Below are 17,921 nucleotides of genomic sequence, written 5' to 3'. Positions count from 1 at the left end.
AGACTGCGGCCTGCCCCGGGTGGGACGGGTCGGCTTGTGCTTGTCGGAGAGGGGGAGGGGGAATCGGTCCAGCTAGCGGGCAGCCGCCACGCCGCAGACGATGGACCCCGGCTCGTTGCCCTGGACCGCCCGCATGTTCTTCGCCTGCCCCACCTCCATGTCGCGCGGCAGGACGACGCCGTTCTTCACGGCCAGCACTTCGGCCATGATGCTCACCGCGATCTCCGCCGGGGTCTTGCTGCCGATATAGACGCCGATGGGCCCGCGCAGCCGCTGCAGGTCGGCCGCCGTGAGGCCGAAGTGCTCGATCATGCGCTGGTGCCGCGCCTCGTTGTTGCGCCGGCTGCCGATGGCGCCGACGTAGAAGGCTTCGGTCTTGAGCGCCTCCATCAGGGCGAGGTCGTCGAGCTTCGGGTCGTGCGTCAGCGCGATGACGCTGCTGCGCCGGTCGGGCCGGAAGGCCGTCACCATGTCGTCGGGCATCTCGGCCACCACGCGCGCGCCCGGCACGCTCCAGGAACCCCGGTACTCCTCGCGCGGGTCGCACACCGTGACCGCGAAGCCGCTGAACAGCGCCATGGTCGCCAGGTATTCGGTGATCTGCCCCGCGCCGATCAGCAGCATGCGGTACTCCGGGCCGAAGGTATTGACCAGCAGTCCGTCGGAAATGCTCAGCTCTTCCGGCGCATCGGCGTCGGCCAGCGTGACCTGGCCATCGGCCAGCCGCACCGTGCGGCGCACGAGCCGCCCTGCCTCCAGCGAACGCACCAGTTCCTCGATCGGGCCCAACCCGGGGTCGTATTCCAGTAGCAGTTCCAGCGTGCCGCCGCAGGGCAGGCCGAAGCGGTGCGCCTCGTCGGCCGTGACGCCGTACTTGACGAAGGACGGCGGCCCCGACGGGATCTGGTGGCCCGGCTCCTTGCCGGAGTAGGCCTGCGTGTGGCGGTAGATCAGGTCGTCCTCGATGCAGCCGCCGGAGACCGAGCCGACCACCGCGCCGTCTTCGGCCAGGGCCATGATGGAGCCCACCGGCCGCGGCGAGGAGCCCCACGTGCGGACCACGGTGGCGAGCAGCGCCCGCTTGCCGGCGGCCCGCCAGTCGCGCAGGGTGCGCAGCACCATCACGTCGAGGTTTTCCATGGCGTCTCCTTGCCCGCGATCAGAAGGCGTAGACGGCGTTCACGCCCAGCAGCCAGGTGCGGCCCGGCGCCGGCTCGAAAAAGCGCCGGTTCCCTTCGTTGACGATCACCGAGCCGATGTAGTCCCGGTCGGCGAGATTGTCCACCCGCACGTATTCACGCACGGTCCACCGGTTCAAATTCTGCGCCAGCGCAAACCTCAGGTTCCACAGGGTTGCCGAGGGGGCGAAGTCGGTGTTCCGGTCGTCGACCGCGATCTTGCCGACGTAGCGCAGTTCCAGCCCCGCCTCCAGCCCCCAGGGCGCGTGCCGGTACACCAGTTCGGCGAAGGCGTTGCCGCGCGGGATCCCGGGGATGCGGTTGCCGGCGGGCACCACGACGGGCGGATTCGCCGCCGTGGGACAGGGCGCCGACGGGCAGGTCAGGAAGTCGGAGCGGTAGGTCGCGTCCAGCCAGGTGAGCGCGGCGTAAGTCGACCAGCCCTCGGCCCAGCTGCCGGCCAGCGCCGCCTCCAGGCCGCGCCGGCGCGTGCTGCTCGCGTTCTGGAAGGTGCTGCGGCCGCCCTGGTTGGTCAGCACCACGAGCTCGTCGGAGGTGTTGGCCTGGAACAGCGCGGCGTTCACGCGCCAGTTGCGCACCGGTTCGGCCTTGACGCCGACCTCGTAGTGGCGGCTGTAGGCGGACCTCAGGTCGAAATTGAGGCCCGTCTGGCCGTTGGGCCGGTAGGAGAGCTCGTTGAAGGTCGGCGTCTCGAAACCCCGGCCCACCGAGCCGTACACGTTCAGGACGTCGCTCACGTGCCAGATGAGGCCCAGCATGGGCGTGGTGGCCGAGTACTTCGCCGAGCCGCTGTCGTCGGGGTTGGCGCCGACGATGAAGTGGTCCTCGGACTCGAAGCGCACGTCGGAGTGGCGCAGGCCCGCGGTGACGCCGAAGCGCTCGCTGTCCCAGTTCACCTGCGCGTACTGGTCGAAGCTGCGCACGCGGTTGTCCTCGTTGCGGCGCTGCGCGCCCTTGACCCCCAGCGTGGTGCCGACGAAGTTCTGGAAGCCCTGGCGGTGCTCGTCCAGCTGGTCGGCATACAGGCCGGCGGTGAAGCTCAGGGGGTTGCCGCCCACGCGGGTCTTGTAGATCCATTGCCCGTCGACGCCCATGAAGTCGCGGGCGAGGTCGATCACCCCGCCCGGATGCGTGATCGGCGCCTGGGTCGCCACCGGGATGGCCTGGAATTGCTCCGTCCCGCGCTGGCCGCGCCAGCCGGTGAGCTTCAGGCCGTTGGCCTCGTTGAACTGGTGCTCCAGGACCATGCCGAGCTGCTGCTGGTCCACCGACTTGCGGGTGTTGAACTGCAGCGCCGCCGGGCTGGCCTGCCGCGGGTCGGCCTCGAATTCGGCCCGCGTGAGCCCCAGCGGATCCTGCGTGTCGGGCATGTCCACGGCGTTGGCCACGAAGGTGACGCGCGTGTCGGGCGAGCCTTGCCACTTCACCTTGGCGTTGAGCCCGTTGCGCTTCGCCGCGCTGTGCTCGCGAAAGCCGTCGGTCTCGAAATGCAGGGCATTCAGGTTCCAGTTCCACGCGCCCTGCTCGCCGGCGAAGCGCGCGTTCACGCGCCGCACGCCGTCGCTACCGACCGCGCCGGCGGCCTCGGCCTGCAGGCCCGGCGCGCCGTCGGCGGTGAAGATGCTGATCACGCCGCCGGAGGAGTTGCCGTACAGGGACGAGAAGGGGCCGCGCAGCACCTCGATGCGGTCGGCCGAAGTCAGGTCGAAGTGCGAGATCTGGCCCTGCCCGTCCGGCGCGGTGGCCGGGATGCCGTCGGCGTACAGGCGCAGGCCGCGCACGCCGAAGGTGGAGCGCGCGCCGAAGCCGCGCACCGAGATCTGCAGGTCCTGCGCGTAGTTCTGGCGATTGAGCGCCACCACGCCGGGCACGCGCACCAGGCTCTCGGACAGGTTCACCTGCAGGTTGGCGTCGCGGATGGTCGCCCCGTCGAGGGCGTCGATGGAAGCCGCCGTGTCGAAGGCCCGCTGCGCGACGCCGGGCGTGGCCGTGACCACCACGGGGCGCAGCGTGCGTTCGGCCTCCTGGGCGGGCGGCGCGTTCGCGGGTGTCTGCGCGTGGGCATGCAGGGACGCCAGCGCGGCGGCTGCAAGGACGGTCGTTCTCATTGGGGCTCCCCGGGGATCGGACGGATTCTGCGGTGCGAGGATTCAGGGCTGAGGGAGGGATTTCACTCAGACGCGACGAGGGCCGGCCGCAGCCAGCCCCCGTTCGCCCGCGGCCCCCGTGCCGCCTACTTCTGCAAGGTGGTGAGGAAGCCGATCACCTCCTCGATCTGCGCGTCGCTGTAGGTCGCCTTCCATGAGGGCATTCCCGCATCCTGGCGACCGTTCTTGATCGTGGTCAAGGCGGTGTCCTTCCAGTTGTCCTTGTAGCGCCGCTGCAGCTTGCGCAGGTCGCGTTCGGACACGGGGCTGGCGCCGTCGGTGCCGTGACAATGCGAGCAGACGTTGTTGAACAGCGTGCGGCCCGGGATGACGCCCTCGGCGGGGGCCGATGCGGCCGGCGCGTTGGTGCGCGCCACCATGGACGAATGCACCGTCAGGCCCGCGGAGAGGTTGGCGGATCGCGCGTCGGGCGCGACCCGGCGTGCCACCAGCGGCATCGGCTTGCCGCGCGGGAAGCCGTACTTGCGCGCCAGTTCCTCGATCTGCGGCTGCAGTTCCGCCAGCGCCTTGTCGATGCGCGCGGCCAGTTCGTCCTGTCCTCGCCGCACGCCGACGGCGACCTGTCCGCCCAGGCCCTCGCCGGTGACGGGCGTCACCTGCCAGCGGCCGCCGTGCCGGCGCGCGTTCTCGTAGCCGGCGTTCGGCCCCCAGAGGATCGCCACCTCGACCTCGCCCCGCTCCAGCGCCGCCAGCGCTTCGTCGTTCGCGCGGAAGCTGCTGGTCGCGTACCCCTGCTGCGCCGCCAGCAGGATGTGCGGCGGCGAGCCGTGCAGCACGCCGATGCGCTTGCCCCGCAGATCCGCCAGGCCGCTCACGGGCAGCACGGACGGCGCCACGATCGCGTAGCTCACGTCGAGGAAGGGCTTCGTCTTCAGCAAGCCGCGCACGCGGTAGTCCGCGTTGGCCGGCAGCGCGAAGTACGCATCGCAGCCATCCTGCAGGATCGTGTTGCGCAGCGCCTTGCGCTGGTTGTAGGTGAGCCACCAGACGAACTCGGGCGACTCGCCGAGCTTCTGGCTCACCAGCCGCGCGAGTTCCACGTACAGGCCCTTCTCGGGGCCCTCGGACTTGCTGAAGGGCAGGTTGTCCGGATCGGCGCAGATGCGCAGGGGCTCGGCCCCGGCGCTCGTAGCGCCGAGCGCGATGCAGGCCGCGAGGGTACAAAGGACCCTTCGCGCGAAACGGCGAATGCTCATGGCAGGCTCCTGGTGCAGGGACGTCAGTTCAGGCTGAACACGAACAGCGTGCCGCCCTCGGGACTGGCTTCGACCATCTTCTCGCCCAGCGCGCCGTAGAAGGCGGGGATCGACAGCGTGCGGCCGGAGACCACGGCCACGTACTGCTTGCCGTCGATCGCATAGGTCATCGGCGCCGCGGAGATGCCGGAGCCGGCGTTGAACTTCCACAGTTCCTTGCCGCTCTTCGCGTCCAGCGCACGGAACCAGCCCTTGATGTCGCCGTGGAACACCAGCCCGCCCGCGGTGGTCAGCATGCCGCCGGTGTACGGCAGGTCGTCTTCGCGGAACCAGACCTTCTGCTGCTTCACCGGATCCCAGGCCGTCACGCCGCCCATGTAGGCGCCGGGCACCTTCTTCGAGATGTCGAAGTTCACGCCGAGGAAGAACTGCCCGCGCTTGTAGTCCTGCTGCACACCTTCCATGTCCATGCAGGAGTTCATGCTGGGGATGTAGACCAGGCCGGTCTGCTGGCTGTACGCCATGGGCATCCAGTTCTTGCCCCCGATCAGGTTCGGGCAGATGTCCGTCGCCTTGCGGCCCATGCCCGGTCGCTTCACGTTGCCGGCGGTCTCGATCGGCCGGCCGGTCTGGAGGTCGATGCCGCTGGCCCAGTTGACCACCGGGATGAACTGCTTGGCCGACAGCAGCTTGCCGTTGGCGCGATCGAGCACGTAGAAGAAGCCGTTGCGGTTGGCCTGCATGATCACCGGCACCTTGCGGCCGTCCACGGGCAGGTCCGCGAACACCAGTTCATTGACGCCGTCGTAGTCCCATGCGTCATGCGGCGTGAACTGGTAGTGCCACTGGATCGCACCGGTGTCCGGGTTCAGGGCGAGCACCGAGGCCGAATAGAGGTTGCTGTACGGCCCGATGTCGGAACTGTCGTTGCCGCGCACCACGGCCGACCACGGGCCCGGATTGCTGGTGCCGTAGTAGACGAGGTTGAGCTTCGGGTCGTAGGAGCCGATGTGCCAGGCCACCGCGCCGCCGTACTTGCCCGAGTCGCCCTTCCAGGTTTCGCTGCCCTTCTCGCCTTGCGCCGGCACGGTGTGGGTGCGCCACAGCTCCTTGCCCGTCGCGGCATCGAGGCCGACCAGCGCGCCGCGCGCGCCGTACTCGCCGCCGCCGAAGCCGGTGATCACCACGTTCTTCGCCACCGTCGGCGGCGAGGTGATCACGGAACCCTGCGTGTAGTCGACCACCTTGGTCTCCCACAGCTCCTTGCCGGTCTTGGCGTCGAGCGCCACCACGTGGCCGTCGAGGCGGCCGACCAGCAGCTTGCCCTCGTGGTAGGCCGGGCCGCGGTTGTTGACGTCGCAGCAGGCGTACTGGTCGATGCCCTTGGGCACGTCGGGCGAGTAGCGCCAGCGGACCTCGCCGGTCTTCGCGTTGACCGCGAACACGTTCTTGGGCCCGAACGAGGAAGTCACGAAGAGCGTGTCGCCGATCAGGATCGGCGTGGACTCCTGCGAGCGCACCGTGCCGAGCTGCAGCGCCCAGGCCACATTGAGCTTGCTTACGTTGGCGGTGGTGATCTGGGCCGCGTTGCTGAAGCGGGTGTTGCCGGTGTCGCCGCCGTACACGGGCCAGTTCTGCGCGGAAGCGCCGGCAGTTGCCAGCGTGAGGCCGAATGCCACGGCCAGGGATGTGAGTCGCATCGAATGTCTCCTCGGGGACCTTGGGGAAGGGAGGAGCGAAGTGTTCGAGACACACCCCGGACGGCCTTTCAGGGTTAGACCTTAGGACCTCGTTTCATTCTCAAATTGGGACAGGAGGGCGCGTCGCGTCTCAATTTGGGACACGTTTTCATCACGTCGAAGCCCGTCCGAACCCCGTCGAACCCCGTCGAATCAGGTCGAATTGCAATCGGCCGCTGTCGAATCCCGTTGGTTCTGCGCCGGGCCGGGAGTTCACGCCGGACCCGCCTGCGGGCGCCGCGCCGCGCCGCGCTGCGGGTCGTAGCCCCACAGCGCCAGCGCGAAGAACGCGACGGTGCTGCCCGCCGCGATCGCGAGGCTGGGCACGAGCGCCTGGCCGTACAGCGCGAAGCGCATGGCCTCCACCGCGTGCGTGAAGGGGTTGAACTGCGCGATCGCGTGGACGATCCACGCGCCCGACTCCTGCAGCTTCCACAGCGGGTAGAGCGCGGTGCTGAGGAAGAACATCGGGAAGATCACGAAGTTCATCGTGCCGGCGAAATTCTCCAGCTGGCGCACGTACACCGAAAGCACGAGCCCCAGCGCCCCGAGCATCAGCGCGGCCAGCAGGAACACGGGCAGGGACGCCAGCACGTAGCGCCATTCGAGGTCGATGCCGAAGAGCAGCGCCGCCAGCAGGAAGGCCAGCATCTGCGCGAGCGTCAGCGTGGCGCCGCCCAGCAGCTTGCAGGCGAGGATCCACCAGCGGGGCAGCGGCGCCGTCAGCAGCAGCCGCATCACGCCCATCTCGCGGTCGTAGACCATGGCGAGCGAGCTCTGCATGCCGTTGAACAGGGCCACCATCCCGAGCAGGCCCGGCACCAGGTAGACCCGGTACTCGATGTAGGTCTCGTAGGGCGGCGCGATGGCGACGCCGAACACGTTCTGGAAGCCGGCGGCGAACACCAGCAGCCACAGCAGCGGCCGCACCAGCGCGGACATCAGCCGCCCCGGCTGCCGCGCGAAGCTGTGCAGCTCGCGGCCGGCCACCGCGCGCAAGGCCCTCAATGCGTGTGCGGCGTTCATGGCGCCTTGCACCCCGTTTCGGGCGCGTCGTAGCCGAGCGTGTCGAGCGTGATGCGCGGATGCAGGAAGCCTTCCAGCGGCGCGATGTCGGCGATGCCGCCGCCGTGCGCCAGCAGGACCGGCTGGCGCAGCTGGCCGTCCCAGGCGCGGAAGGTGAGGCGCTGGCCCTTGTAGCCGTCCACGGCGATGGCGCCCTGGCGCAGCGCCTGCACCTGCTGCGCGAGGGAGGTCTTGATGTAGGCCGCCGCCACTTCCGCCGCGCAGCGCGCCGCCATCCACGTCGCCCAGTCGTAGCTGCCCATGGTCCGCTGGGCGCGGCGCAGGAAGCGGCGCGTGAGCTGCGGCGCGCCGTGCCGCTCGTAGAAGGGGCTCCAGGCCTGCGCCACCAGCCCGTTGCTCCCGAGCACCGGCCGCGGCAGCACGGTGCGGTAGGGCACGCCCGCGGCGAACTCGCCCTGCGCATCGAGCACGACCACCGCGTCGTAGTCGCGCTCGGAAGTGAGCAGGCGCACGTTGCCCAGGTCGCGCTCGCGCGGATCGTTGGACAGCTTGAAGGCGCGCTCGGCGACCGGCTTCACCCCGAAGCGCTTCGCGCTGCGCTGCCAGGCGGCCTGCAGCAGCCGGTCGCCCGGCGTGGGGCCGACCAGCACCACCGGCCGGTTCCACTTGCGCGCCACCAGCAGCTGCGCGATCGCGTCCATCTGCATGGCGTGGCTCGGAAGGGTATGAAAGAGCTGGGGCGCGCACTGGCCGGCGCGCAGGATGTCCTCCGGCGCGGCGGCGTTGAACAGCATCACGTCCTTGCCCTTCGCCGCCGCCACCACCGCGGCCACGCCGGGGGCGGGCAGTTCCAGCACAACGTGCTGCACGCCGCGCTGCAGCAGTTGCTGCAAGGCTGCCGGCAGCCCCGCGGCGCTCTCGGCTTCCACCGGCACGAGCTGCGCCGCGCTGCGCTCCGCCATCTGCAGCGTCACGAGGCTGTCGTTCAGGGCGATCTCCGCGGCGGGCGCCGACCGGCCGGCGGGCGCGTCCGGAAAGCCGCGCAGCAGGGTCTGCGGCGAATAGCGTTCGTCGTCGCCCTGCGTGATCAGCCCGAGCAGGAAAGGGCGCTGCGGCTGCGCGCGCGCCGGCAGGCAGGCGGCCGCGCCGGCGAGCAGCAGCGCCCGCCGTGTGCTCCGCGCTTGCGCGCCCCCTTCAGTCATCGATCACCACGCCGTAGGGCACGCGGCCGACCTTCAGCGTCTTGATTCCCTTCATGGTGGCGGTGTCGACGATGGTCAGGTCGTCCGACAGGCCGTTGGCGACGTAGAGCTTCCCGCCGTCGCGGGACACCGCCAGCCCCCAGGCCCGCCGGCCCACCAGCACGTAGCCCTTGACGTTGCGGGTGGCGACGTCCACCGCCGCGACGTGGTTCGCGCGGCCCAGCCCCACGTAGGCCGTCTTGCCGTCGGGCGACAGGGCCATGCCCACCGGCGTGACGTCCTCGCTGCGCATGCCCTGCGGCAGGAACTTGATGGTGGCCTGCACCGTGTGGTCGCTGGTGCGGATCACGCTGACGGTGCCATCGAGCTCGTTGGTGACCCACAGCTCGCCGCCGGCCGTGAGCAGGAAGCGGCGCGGCCGCTTGCCGACCGGCACGTTCTTCAGCACCTTGCGATTCGCGGTATCGATCACGTGGACCACATTGGCGACCTCCGAAGTGACGTAGACCAGCTTGCCGTCGGCGCTCACCTTGACGCCCTCGGGCTCGCCGCCGATCTTCACCTCGTACGCCTTCTTGCGCGTGCCGAGGTCGAAGGCCGTGAGGACGGAATCCTCCTCGTTGGACACGTACAGCATCTTGCCGTCGGGACTGAGGTCGAAGGCCTCGGGATCCTCGCCGACATCGAGTTTCGCCATCACTTTGCCGGAGGCGATGTCCCAGGTGAGCACGCGGTGGTCGTCGCTGCAGGCGATGTAGAGAAGGCTGCGGTCGGGGCTGTGCTGCATGTGGCGCGGCCGCTTGCAGACGACCGGCGAGGCGATGACCTCGCCCTTGGCGGAATCGATGATGGCGATGGCGTTGTCCTTCTCGGAGGACACGAAGATCCTGCCGGTGTCCCTGGCGAACGTCGCGGTGGTGGTGAGCACGCCAACACCAAACAACCGAACGCAGAGGACGCAAAGGTTTCGCAGAGAACGCAAAGGAATCCTTTCAAGGATGTTTTTTGCGCCCTCTGCGGAACCTTTGCGCCCTCTGCGTTCCGGATGTCGAATTGATGCCCGATCAAGCCGCGACGCGCTCATTCTTCTGTCCTCCGGTGAGTTGCAGGAAGGCCTCCTGCAGCGTAGGCGCGCCCTGCGCCTCGCGCAGGTCCGCGGGGGGGCCGTCGAAGCGCACCTTGCCCTTGTGCAGCACGATCACGCGCTGGGCGCGCTCGGCTTCGTCCACCAGGTGCGTGGCCCAGAGGACGCCGAGGCCGCGCTCGGCGCGGGCGCGCAGCACTTCGTCGACCAGCTGCGCGCGCGAGGCCGGATCCAGCCCCACGGTCGCTTCGTCCATCAGCAGCAGGCGCGGCTCGTGCAGCAGCGCCCGCAGCAGTTCCACCTTGCGCCGGTTGCCGCCCGAGAGCTCGCGCGCCGGCTGCGCCGCCACCGGCGTGAGGCCGAAGCGCTCCAGCAGGGCGGCGATGCGCGGCCGCGACACGGCGCCGGGCAGCCCGTGCAGGTCGGCATGGAACTTGAGGCTGGCCCGCACCGACAGGTTCAGGTCCAGCGCCGGCTGCTGGAACACCACGCCCAGCTGCGCCAGCGCACGCACCGGGTCGCGCCGCATGTCCGCGCCCAGCACCTCCACGCTGCCGCTGTCCGCGACGAACAGGCCCGTCAGCAACTGGAACAGCGTGGTCTTGCCGGCGCCGTTGGGCCCCAGCAGGGCCACCATCTCGCCGGAGCGCACCTGCAGCGACACCCCGTCCAGGGCGAGCGTGCGGCCGTAGCGCTTGGAGACTTCGCTGCAGGCGAGGACGGGCGCGGCGTCCACGTCACTCCGCATGGGTGGGCGTGATGCCGAGCCGGGCGAGCAGCTGGCGCTCGCGCGCCGTCACTTCCTGCACGAAGCGGCCGTAGTCCGCCGTGTTCAGGTACTCGGGCTCCTGGTCGTACTTGGCCAGTTCCTGCAGGTGGATGGGATCGAACAGCGCGGCGCGGAAGGCGTCGTGCAGCTTGCGCACGATCCCCGCGTCCACCGCCGCGGGCACGCCGATGCCGTAGGGCGAGGTGTAGACGGCCTGCGGGTGCCCCAGCTCGCGCAGCGTCGGCACCTGTGGCCAGCGCTTGCTGCGCTGGGCATTGAAGGTGGCCAGCAGGCGCAGCCGGCCGCTTTCGACGTAGGGCGCGAAGCCGGTGGAGTTCACGCCCACCATCAGGGTCTTCGTCGCCACGGCCAGCATCTGGTCGGCCGTCCCCTTGTAAGGCACGTGGATGTAGCCCACGTGTTCGCGCGAGAGCACGTCCTCCATCGCCAGGTGGGCCGTGCTGCCGATCCCCGTCGAACCCACCGTGAGCTCGCCCGGGTGCTGCCGACCCCAGGCGACCAGGTCGCCGAAGGTCTGGAAGGCGCTGTCGGCCGGCACCACCACGCCGAAGGTGACGCCGGAGACCTGGATCACGGGCGTGATGTCCTTCAAGGGGTCCCAGGGCACCTTGCGCTGCAGCGGCGCGCGGTACAGCGTGATCGGCAGCTGGCCGAGCGTGTAGCCGTCCGGGGCGGCGGCGCGCAGCGCGGGGCCCACCAGGGTGCCGGCGGCGCCCGGCCGGTTGTCGATCACGATGCTCTGCCCCAGCTGGCGGGCGGCGAGGTCGGCCAGGATTCGCATGGTGATGTCGGTCTGGCCGCCCGCGGGCCAGGGCACGATCAGCGTGATCGGCCGCGCCGGCCAGGCCGCCGGCTGCGCGAGCGCCAGCGCCGGGCAGGTGACGAGGCTGGCGAAGGCGCCGACGAAACCACGCCGGCGGAGCATTGGGGCACGTTGCGCATCGTCCAAGTTGGAATCCTCCTTCAGCGCACGAGCATCAGCAGCGCCACCAGCACCACGACGCCGAACACGATCCAGACCCACGCGGGCATGCGCCTGGCGCCGGGCTCGGCCAGCGGCGAGGGCGCCTCGGCCGAGGCCACATAGGCTTCGGGATGCCGCCGCTGCATCTCCTCGTCGAACCGGCGGAAGAAGTCGTCGGCCATCGAGCGCGCGACGCCGTCGACCAGCCGCTGGCCGACCTGCGCGATCTTGCCCCCGATCTGGGCCTGGGCGGTATAGGTCAATTCGCAGCCCGCCCCTTCCACGGGTGGGGCGAGGCTGACCCGGGCGTTGCCCTTGCCGAAACCGGCGGCGCCGCCGCTGCCCTCGAAGGTGAGGGTGTAGCCGTTGGGGGCCATCACCTCCTGCAGCTTGATGTTGCCGGCGAACTTCGCGGCCACCGGCCCCACCTTCACGCCCATGTTGATGGCGTACTGGTTGTCGCCGGCCGGTTCCACCTTGTCGCAGCCCGGGATGCAGGCCTTCAGCACGTCCGGGTCGTTCAGCGCGTCCCAGGCCTGCTGCTGGGTGACGGCGAGATGGCGGCTGCCTTGCATTTCCATTCTTGTCGTTCTCCGTTTCTTCTAGCGCTCGAGCAGCGCGGCGAGGCTGGCGGCCAGCTCCTCCAGCTTGCTCAGGTTGTGCACGGCGAGCATCGCATGCGCATGCCGGTGCAGCACCACCGCGCCGCGCGCGAGCGGAGCATAGCCCTCGAAGCGCAGCAGCGGGTTGAGCCACAGGAGCCGGCGGCAGCGGTGCGTCAGCCAATCGAGTTCCCGGGCCAGTTGCTCCGGCTCGCCGGTATCGAGCCCGTCGCTGATGACCAGCACCAGCGAGCGGCGCCCCACCAGCCGGCGCGCATGGCGCTGCCGCAGGGTGGCGAGCGACTCGCCCAGGCGGGTGCCGCCGGCGAAATCGTCGATCGCGGCCGCGGCAGCGGCCAGCATGGCATCCGTGTCGGCGACGCGGAAGGCGGGCGTCAGGTCGGTGAGATGGGTGCCGAAGGCGAACACGTCGCGCCGCCGGTGCGCGCGGGTGGCCGCATGCAGGAAGGCGAGCAGCAGGCGGGCGTAGCGCTCCATCGAGCCGGACACGTCGACGAGCACCAGCAGGGGCAGCGGCTCGCGGGTCCGCCGCATGCGCCGCAGCACCAGCAGCTCGCCGCCGGTATGGGCGGCATGGCGGATCGTGCGCGCCCAGTGCAGCTGCTTGCCGCGCGGGCCGGGACGCATGCGGCGCATCTCGATCTCGGGCACCGGCAGCGCGACCTCGCGCGCGAGCCGCTCCACCAGGCGAAACTCGCTCGCCGAGAGGGCATTGAAGTCGGCGTGCTTCAGGCGCGCCAGGGTGCTGGCCGTCATGGCGGCGTCGAACTCGACCTCCTGGTCCGGCTTGCGCTCGCCGCCGCCGAAGCGCTTCTGCGGCGCCAGCGCCTCGGCCACCCGCGGGCGGCGCTGCGGCTTCGCCGCGGCCTTGGTGGAAGGCAGCATCTGCGCCAGCAGGCGGTGGGCGAGCTCGGGGTCGCGGAAGAAGGCGTCGAAGAGCTCGCGGAAGACGGCGCGTTCCTGCTCGCGGGACACCAGCACGGCCTCCATGGCCGCGCCCAGGTCGGCCTTGTCGGAGACGCCCACCAGCTGCGCGGCCTCCTGGGCCAGCGCGATGCGGGCGCTGTCCACCCGCAGGCCGGCGCGGCGCAGCGCGCGGCCGAAGCCCGCGATGTTGTCCGCCAGCTTGCCGGTCCGCGCGTCGCCGAGGGTCGTCATGGCAGCACCCGCCCGCCCTTCAGGCGGGCTCGGCCTCGGGCTTGAGCAGCTCGGTGGCCAGCTCGCGCGTGAGCGCGGCGACGTCCTCGCGCTGCTTGAACAGGATGCCGGCCGTGTCGGCCACCACCTCCGGATCGAGCGTCAGCGTGTCGAGCGCGACCAGCGCCTTGGCCCACTCCACGCTCTCGGCGATGCCGGGCGCGCGCTGGAAGGCATTGGCGAAAGGCTGGCTGCGCAGCCTCCCGACGAAGGCGGCGACCTGCCGCGACAGCGAGTCGCTGGCTTCCGGCACCCGGGCCCGCACGATGGCCAGTTCGCGTTCGCGCTCCGGGTACTCCAGCCAGTGGTAGAGGCAGCGGCGCTTGACCGCGTCGTTCAGTTCGCGGGTGCGGTTGCTGGTGAGGATGGTCACCGGCGTCGCCCGCGCGGAGATGGTGCCGATCTCCGGGATGCTGACCTGGTACTCGCCCAGGTATTCCAGCAGGAAGGCCTCGAAGGGTTCGTCGGCGCGGTCCACCTCGTCGATCAGCAGCACCGCGCCCGGCTCGGGAGCCTGCAGCGCCTGCAGCAGCGGACGGCGGATCAGGTAGCGGTCCTGGTAGACCTCGCGCTCGATCTGTTCGGCGCTTTCGCGGCCCTCGGCGGCGCGCATGTGCAGCAGCTGCGCCGCGTAGTTCCATTCGTAGAGCGCCTCGCGCAGTTCCAGTCCGTCGTAGCACTGCAGGCGCAGCAGGGTGCGCTGCAGGGCCACCGCGAGCGACTTGGCCAGCTCCGTCTTGCCCACGCCGGGCTCGCCTTCGAGCAGCAGCGGCCGCTGCAGCTTCAGCGCGAGGAACACCGCGGTGGCGAGGCGCCGCTCGGCGAAGTAGCCGGCGGACTGGAGGGACTGCTGCAGGGCGTCGATGGAAGGGAAAGGCGATGCGCTCATGGTCCTTGGGATTGTCCCCTCCCCCTCTGGGGGGAGGGAGGATCAGCCGACTCAGCCGCCCAGCTGCGCGACCGCCCGCTGCGCCAGCACCGAGATCAGGTTCGCCCGGTACTCCGCGCTGCCGTGCAGGTCGCCCGAGAGCTGGCTGGCGTCGATCTTCACGCCGGCCGCCGCGGCCTGGGTGAAGCTCTTGGCCAGCGCCTGCTCCAGCCCCGCGTGCCGGAACACGCCGCTGCCGCCGCCCGTGACCGCGACGCGCACGCCGCCGTCCGTCTGCGCGACCAGCACGCCCACCAGCGCGAAGCGCGAGGCCGGCTGCTTGAACTTCAGGTAGGCCGCCTTCTTCGGGATCGGGAAGCTCACCGCGGTGATCAGCTCGCCTTCCTGCAGCGCCGTCGCGAACAGGCCCTGGAAGAAGTCGTCGGCCACGATCTTGCGCTGTGTGGTCTGCACCGTGCCGTTCAGGCCCAACACCGCCGCGGGGTAGTCGGCCGCGGGATCGTTGTTGGCGACCGAGCCGCCGATCGTGCCCATGGCGCGCACCTGCCGGTCGCCGATGCTGCCGGCCAGGTCCGCCAGCGCCGGGATCGCCGATTTCACGTCGGCGCTCTCCGCCACGTCGGCATGGCGCGTCATGGCGCCGACCACGAGGGCGTTGCCCTCGCGGCGGATGCCGTCGAGTTCGCGGATGGCGCCCAGGTCCACCAGCTGCTCGGGATTGGCGAGCCGCAGCTTCATGGACGCCAGCAGGGTCTGGCCGCCCGCCAGGACCCTGGTGCCGCCGGCCTGCGCCAGGCGCTGCGCATCGGCGACCGAGGCGGGACGTTCGAAGGTGAATGCGTACATGTGAATGTCTCCTTCGTCTTCGGGTCAGGGCTTCGCGGCCTGGATGGCTTCCCACACGCGCCGCGGCGTGGCGGGCATGTCGAGGTCCTTCACGCCGAGGTCGCGCAGCGCGTCGAGCACCGCGTTGATCACCGCCGGCGGCGAGCCGATGGCGCCGGCCTCGCCGCAGCCCTTGGTGCCCAGCGGGTTGTGCGTGCAGGGCGTGCACACCGTGTCGAGCTGGAAGTTGGGCACGTCGTCGGCGCGCGGCATGGTGTAGTCCATGAAGGAGCCGGTCAGGAGCTGGCCGGTGTCCTTGTCGTACACGCACTGCTCCATCAGCGCCTGGCCGATGCCTTGCACCAGGCCCCCGTGCACCTGCCCCGCGACGATCATCGGGTTGATGATGGTGCCGAAGTCGTCCACCGCGGTGAAGCGGTCGATCCGCACCTGGCCCGTGGCCGGGTCCACCTCCGCCTCGCAGATGTAGCTGCCGGCCGGGAAGGTGAAGTTGGTCGGGTCGTAGAACGCGGTCTCGTTCAGCCCCGGCTCCAGCTTGTCGAGCGGGTAGTTGTGCGGCACGTAGGCCGTCAGGGCCACCTGGCCGAAGGGGACCTTCTTGTCGGTGCCCTTGACCTGGAACTCGCCGTTGACGAACTCGATGTCGCCCTCGCCCGCTTCCATCAGGTGCGCCGCGATCTTCTTGGCCTTGGCCTCGATCTTGTCCAGCGCCTTCATGATGGCGGCGCCGCCGACCGAGATGGAACGCGAGCCGTAGGTGCCCATGCCGAAGGGGACGCGCCCGGTGTCCCCGTGCACCACGTCGACGTTCTCGACCGGGATGCCCAGCCGCGCCGCCACGACCTGCGCGAAAGTGGTCTCGTGGCCCTGGCCGTGGCTGTGCGAGCCGGTGAACACGGTGACGCTGCCGGTCGGGTGCACGCGGATCTCGCCGCACTCGAACAGGCCGGCGCGCGCGCCGAGCGCGCCCGCGATGTTCGAGGGCGCGATGCCGCAGGCTTCGATGTAGCTGCTGTAGCCCAGGCCGCGCTTGAGGCCCTTCGCCTCGCTCGCCTTGCGGCGCTGCTCGAAGCCCTTGACGTCCGCCAGCGCGTTGGCCTTGAACAGCGCGCCGTGGTAGTCGCCAGTGTCGTACTGCAGCGCGACCGGCGTCTGGTAGGGGAACTGGCTGATGAAGTTGCGCTCGCGGATCTCGTCCTGCGGCAGGCCGAGTTCCCAGGCCGCGCGCGTCACGATCCGTTCCAGCAGGTAGGTGGCCTCGGGACGGCCGGCGCCGCGGTAGGCGTCCACCGGCGTGGTGTTGGTGAACCAGGCGTCCACCTCCACGTAGATCTGCGGCGTCGTGTACTGGCCCGCCAGCAGGGTGGCGTACAGGATGGTCGGCACCGCGGTGGCGAAGGTGGACAGGTAGGCGCCCAGGTTGGCGTCGGTGTGCACGCGCAGGGCCAGGAACTTGCCCTGGCTGTCCATTGCCAGTTCGGCGTGCGTCGAGTGATCGCGGCCGTGCGCGTCGGACAGGAAGGCTTCGGCGCGGTCGCACGTCCACTTGATCGCGCAATTGAGCTGCTTGGAGGCCCAGGTCAGTGCCACGTCCTCGGCATACAGGTAGATCTTGGAGCCGAAGCCGCCGCCCACGTCCGGCGCGATCACGCGCACCTTGTGCTCGGGCAGGCCCAGCACGAAGGCGGTCATCAGCAGGCGCTCGACGTGCGGGTTCTGGTTGGCGACGTACAGCGTGTACTCGTCGGTCGCGCGGCTGAACTGGGCGACGACGCAGCGCGGCTCCATCGCGTTGGGCACCAGCCGGTTGTTCGTCAGGTCGATCTTCGTGACGTGCTGCGCCTTGGCGAACACCGCGTCCACCGCGGCCTTGTCGCCGATCGCCCACTTGTAGCAGCGGTTGTCCGGCGCGATGTCGTGCAGGGGCGTCGAGGCCGAGGCGTCGCGCGCGTCCACCACGGCGGGCAGCACTTCGTAGTCGACTTCCACCGCTTCGGCGGCATTGCGCGCCTGCTCGAGCGTGTCGGCCACGACCATGGCGACGTGGTCGCCGACGTAGCGCACCCTGCCCTGCGCCAGCACCGGGTGCGGCGGCTCCTTCATGGGCGTGCCGTCGGTGCTGGTGATGAGCCAGCCGCAGGGCAGTCCGTTGACCTTGCCCGCCAGGTCCTGCCCGGTGAAAACCCTGGCGACCCCGGGCATCGCCTGGGCCTTCGACGTGTCGATGCCGCGCAGGTTGGCGTGGGCGTGCGGGGAACGCACGAAGACGGCGTAGCGCTGGTTCGGCAGGTTGATGTCGTCGGTGTACTGGCCGCTGCCGGTCAGGAAGCGGTAGTCCTCCTTGCGGCGGACGGCCTCGCCGATGTGCGGCAGCTTGGCGAAATCGGATGCACCCATGGCGTGTCTCCTCTTCTGGATGTCGTGCTGCTTGTGCTCAGGACCTGGACGCCATCGCGGCCTGGCCCTGCTGGACCGCCTTGACGATGTTCTGGTAGCCGGTGCAACGGCAGAGGTTGCCATCGAGCTGCTCGCGGATCTGCGCCTCGCTCGCGTTGGGGGTGCGGTGGCACAGGTCCAGCGCGCTCATCACCATGCCGGGGGTGCAGAAGCCGCACTGCAGGCCGTGGCACTCCTTGAAGGCCGCCTGCATCGGGTGCATGGTGCCGTCCGGCTGGGCGAGGCCCTCGATCGTGGTGATGTCGGCGCCGGGGTGCTGCACCGCCAGCGTGTTGCAGGACTTGATGGCGCGGCCGTCGACGATCACGGTGCAGGCGCCGCATTGCGCCGTGTCGCAGCCGACGTGCGTGCCCGTCAGCCGCAGGTGCTCGCGGATGGCCGTGACCAGCAGCGTGTTCGGCGCGACGTCCAGCGACGCCGCCTTCCCGTTGACTTTGAATGAAACCAGCATGTCGCGTCTCTCCTGAGAAGGAACCCGGGGAGGGCATTGTTGAATTCGGCATGGGGGCACTGGCTAGGCGAAACCCTAGGTTGGGGTGAC

The 17,921-nt window shown here is 70.1% G+C and carries 15 protein-coding genes; all 15 read right to left on the bottom strand.

Going from position 1 to position 17,921, the window contains the following annotated elements:
• Positions 1–72: 72 nt before the first annotated feature.
• Positions 73–1,140: an XdhC family protein gene (locus JJ685_RS27925; protein WP_201677665.1), complete on the bottom strand. Its 1,068-nt coding sequence runs from the start codon at positions 1,138–1,140 to the stop codon at positions 73–75.
• A gap of 19 nt (positions 1,141–1,159) precedes the next feature.
• A complete protein-coding gene (locus tag JJ685_RS27920; RefSeq protein WP_201677664.1) occupies positions 1,160–3,307 on the bottom strand; it encodes a TonB-dependent receptor family protein in 2,148 nt (715 codons plus the stop codon).
• A gap of 125 nt (positions 3,308–3,432) precedes the next feature.
• The gene (locus tag JJ685_RS27915) at positions 3,433–4,563 is read right to left on the bottom strand and encodes a c-type cytochrome (RefSeq protein ID WP_201677663.1); all 1,131 of its coding nucleotides are present in this window, start codon (positions 4,561–4,563) and stop codon (positions 3,433–3,435) included.
• A 23-nt stretch (positions 4,564–4,586) separates the two neighbouring features.
• Positions 4,587–6,263 carry a pyrroloquinoline quinone-dependent dehydrogenase gene (locus JJ685_RS27910; RefSeq protein ID WP_201677662.1) on the bottom strand — a complete coding sequence of 559 codons (1,677 nt, stop codon included), beginning with the start codon at positions 6,261–6,263 and terminating at the stop codon, positions 4,587–4,589.
• 252 nt (positions 6,264–6,515) lie between these two features.
• Positions 6,516–7,328 (bottom strand): ABC transporter permease, encoded by an 813-nt coding sequence (locus JJ685_RS27905; protein WP_201677661.1) that lies wholly within the window; start codon positions 7,326–7,328, stop codon positions 6,516–6,518.
• On the bottom strand, positions 7,325–8,530 hold the full coding sequence (locus tag JJ685_RS27900; protein ID WP_236599348.1) for an ABC transporter substrate-binding protein: 1,206 nt from the start codon (positions 8,528–8,530) through the stop codon (positions 7,325–7,327). Before JJ685_RS27900 ends, JJ685_RS27905 begins: the two co-directional genes overlap by 4 nt.
• Positions 8,523–9,458, bottom strand: coding sequence for a PQQ-dependent catabolism-associated beta-propeller protein (locus JJ685_RS27895; RefSeq protein ID WP_330901863.1), 936 nt, complete (start codon positions 9,456–9,458; stop codon positions 8,523–8,525). Before JJ685_RS27895 ends, JJ685_RS27900 begins: the two co-directional genes overlap by 8 nt.
• Before the next feature lie 136 nt (positions 9,459–9,594).
• Positions 9,595–10,362, bottom strand: a complete 768-nt coding sequence (locus JJ685_RS27890; protein ID WP_201677659.1) for an ABC transporter ATP-binding protein — start codon at positions 10,360–10,362, stop codon at positions 9,595–9,597.
• Positions 10,352–11,329, bottom strand: coding sequence for a tripartite tricarboxylate transporter substrate binding protein (locus JJ685_RS27885; protein ID WP_201677658.1), 978 nt, complete (start codon positions 11,327–11,329; stop codon positions 10,352–10,354). The genes JJ685_RS27890 and JJ685_RS27885 overlap by 11 nt, the downstream gene beginning before the upstream one ends.
• Positions 11,330–11,367: 38 nt before the next feature.
• On the bottom strand, positions 11,368–11,949 hold the full coding sequence (locus JJ685_RS27880; protein WP_201677657.1) for a CoxG family protein: 582 nt from the start codon (positions 11,947–11,949) through the stop codon (positions 11,368–11,370).
• Positions 11,950–11,970: 21 nt separating this feature from the next.
• Positions 11,971–13,149, bottom strand: a complete 1,179-nt coding sequence (locus tag JJ685_RS27875) for a vWA domain-containing protein (RefSeq protein ID WP_201677656.1) — start codon at positions 13,147–13,149, stop codon at positions 11,971–11,973.
• Between the two features lie 19 nt (positions 13,150–13,168).
• Positions 13,169–14,077, bottom strand: coding sequence for an AAA family ATPase (locus JJ685_RS27870; protein ID WP_201677655.1), 909 nt, complete (start codon positions 14,075–14,077; stop codon positions 13,169–13,171).
• Positions 14,078–14,128: 51 nt separating this feature from the next.
• Positions 14,129–14,923, bottom strand: coding sequence for an FAD binding domain-containing protein (locus JJ685_RS27865; protein ID WP_201677654.1), 795 nt, complete (start codon positions 14,921–14,923; stop codon positions 14,129–14,131).
• Between the two features lie 24 nt (positions 14,924–14,947).
• Positions 14,948–17,320, bottom strand: a complete 2,373-nt coding sequence (locus JJ685_RS27860; protein ID WP_201677653.1) for a xanthine dehydrogenase family protein molybdopterin-binding subunit — start codon at positions 17,318–17,320, stop codon at positions 14,948–14,950.
• Positions 17,321–17,357: 37 nt separating this feature from the next.
• Complete coding sequence (locus tag JJ685_RS27855) at positions 17,358–17,831, bottom strand: (2Fe-2S)-binding protein (protein ID WP_201677652.1); 474 nt, start codon at positions 17,829–17,831, stop codon at positions 17,358–17,360.
• Positions 17,832–17,921 lie beyond the last annotated feature (90 nt).

The sequence above is a fragment of the Ramlibacter monticola genome, assembly GCF_016722785.1.
Classification (GTDB): Bacteria; Pseudomonadota; Gammaproteobacteria; order Burkholderiales; family Burkholderiaceae_C; genus Ramlibacter; species Ramlibacter monticola.
The sequence above is the reverse complement of the archived record's forward strand: the minus strand, read 5'-3'. Positions and strand labels throughout refer to the sequence as shown.

Bases quoted from the DNA above. Each gene is read 5' to 3' on its own strand.
- JJ685_RS27925 (WP_201677665.1), bottom strand. From the start codon at position 1,140: ATGGAAAACCTCGACGTGATGGTGCTGCGCACCCTGCGCGACTGGCGG.
- JJ685_RS27920 (WP_201677664.1), bottom strand. From the start codon at position 3,307: ATGAGAACGACCGTCCTTGCAGCCGCCGCGCTGGCGTCCCTGCATGCC.
- JJ685_RS27915 (WP_201677663.1), bottom strand. From the start codon at position 4,563: ATGAGCATTCGCCGTTTCGCGCGAAGGGTCCTTTGTACCCTCGCGGCC.
- JJ685_RS27910 (WP_201677662.1), bottom strand. From the start codon at position 6,263: ATGCGACTCACATCCCTGGCCGTGGCATTCGGCCTCACGCTGGCAACT.
- JJ685_RS27905 (WP_201677661.1), bottom strand. From the start codon at position 7,328: ATGAACGCCGCACACGCATTGAGGGCCTTGCGCGCGGTGGCCGGCCGC.
- JJ685_RS27900 (WP_236599348.1), bottom strand. From the start codon at position 8,530: ATGACTGAAGGGGGCGCGCAAGCGCGGAGCACACGGCGGGCGCTGCTG.
- JJ685_RS27890 (WP_201677659.1), bottom strand. From the start codon at position 10,362: ATGCGGAGTGACGTGGACGCCGCGCCCGTCCTCGCCTGCAGCGAAGTC.
- JJ685_RS27885 (WP_201677658.1), bottom strand. From the start codon at position 11,329: ATGCTCCGCCGGCGTGGTTTCGTCGGCGCCTTCGCCAGCCTCGTCACC.
- JJ685_RS27880 (WP_201677657.1), bottom strand. From the start codon at position 11,949: ATGGAAATGCAAGGCAGCCGCCATCTCGCCGTCACCCAGCAGCAGGCC.
- JJ685_RS27875 (WP_201677656.1), bottom strand. From the start codon at position 13,149: ATGACGACCCTCGGCGACGCGCGGACCGGCAAGCTGGCGGACAACATC.
- JJ685_RS27870 (WP_201677655.1), bottom strand. From the start codon at position 14,077: ATGAGCGCATCGCCTTTCCCTTCCATCGACGCCCTGCAGCAGTCCCTC.
- JJ685_RS27865 (WP_201677654.1), bottom strand. From the start codon at position 14,923: ATGTACGCATTCACCTTCGAACGTCCCGCCTCGGTCGCCGATGCGCAG.
- JJ685_RS27860 (WP_201677653.1), bottom strand. From the start codon at position 17,320: ATGGGTGCATCCGATTTCGCCAAGCTGCCGCACATCGGCGAGGCCGTC.
- JJ685_RS27855 (WP_201677652.1), bottom strand. From the start codon at position 17,831: ATGCTGGTTTCATTCAAAGTCAACGGGAAGGCGGCGTCGCTGGACGTC.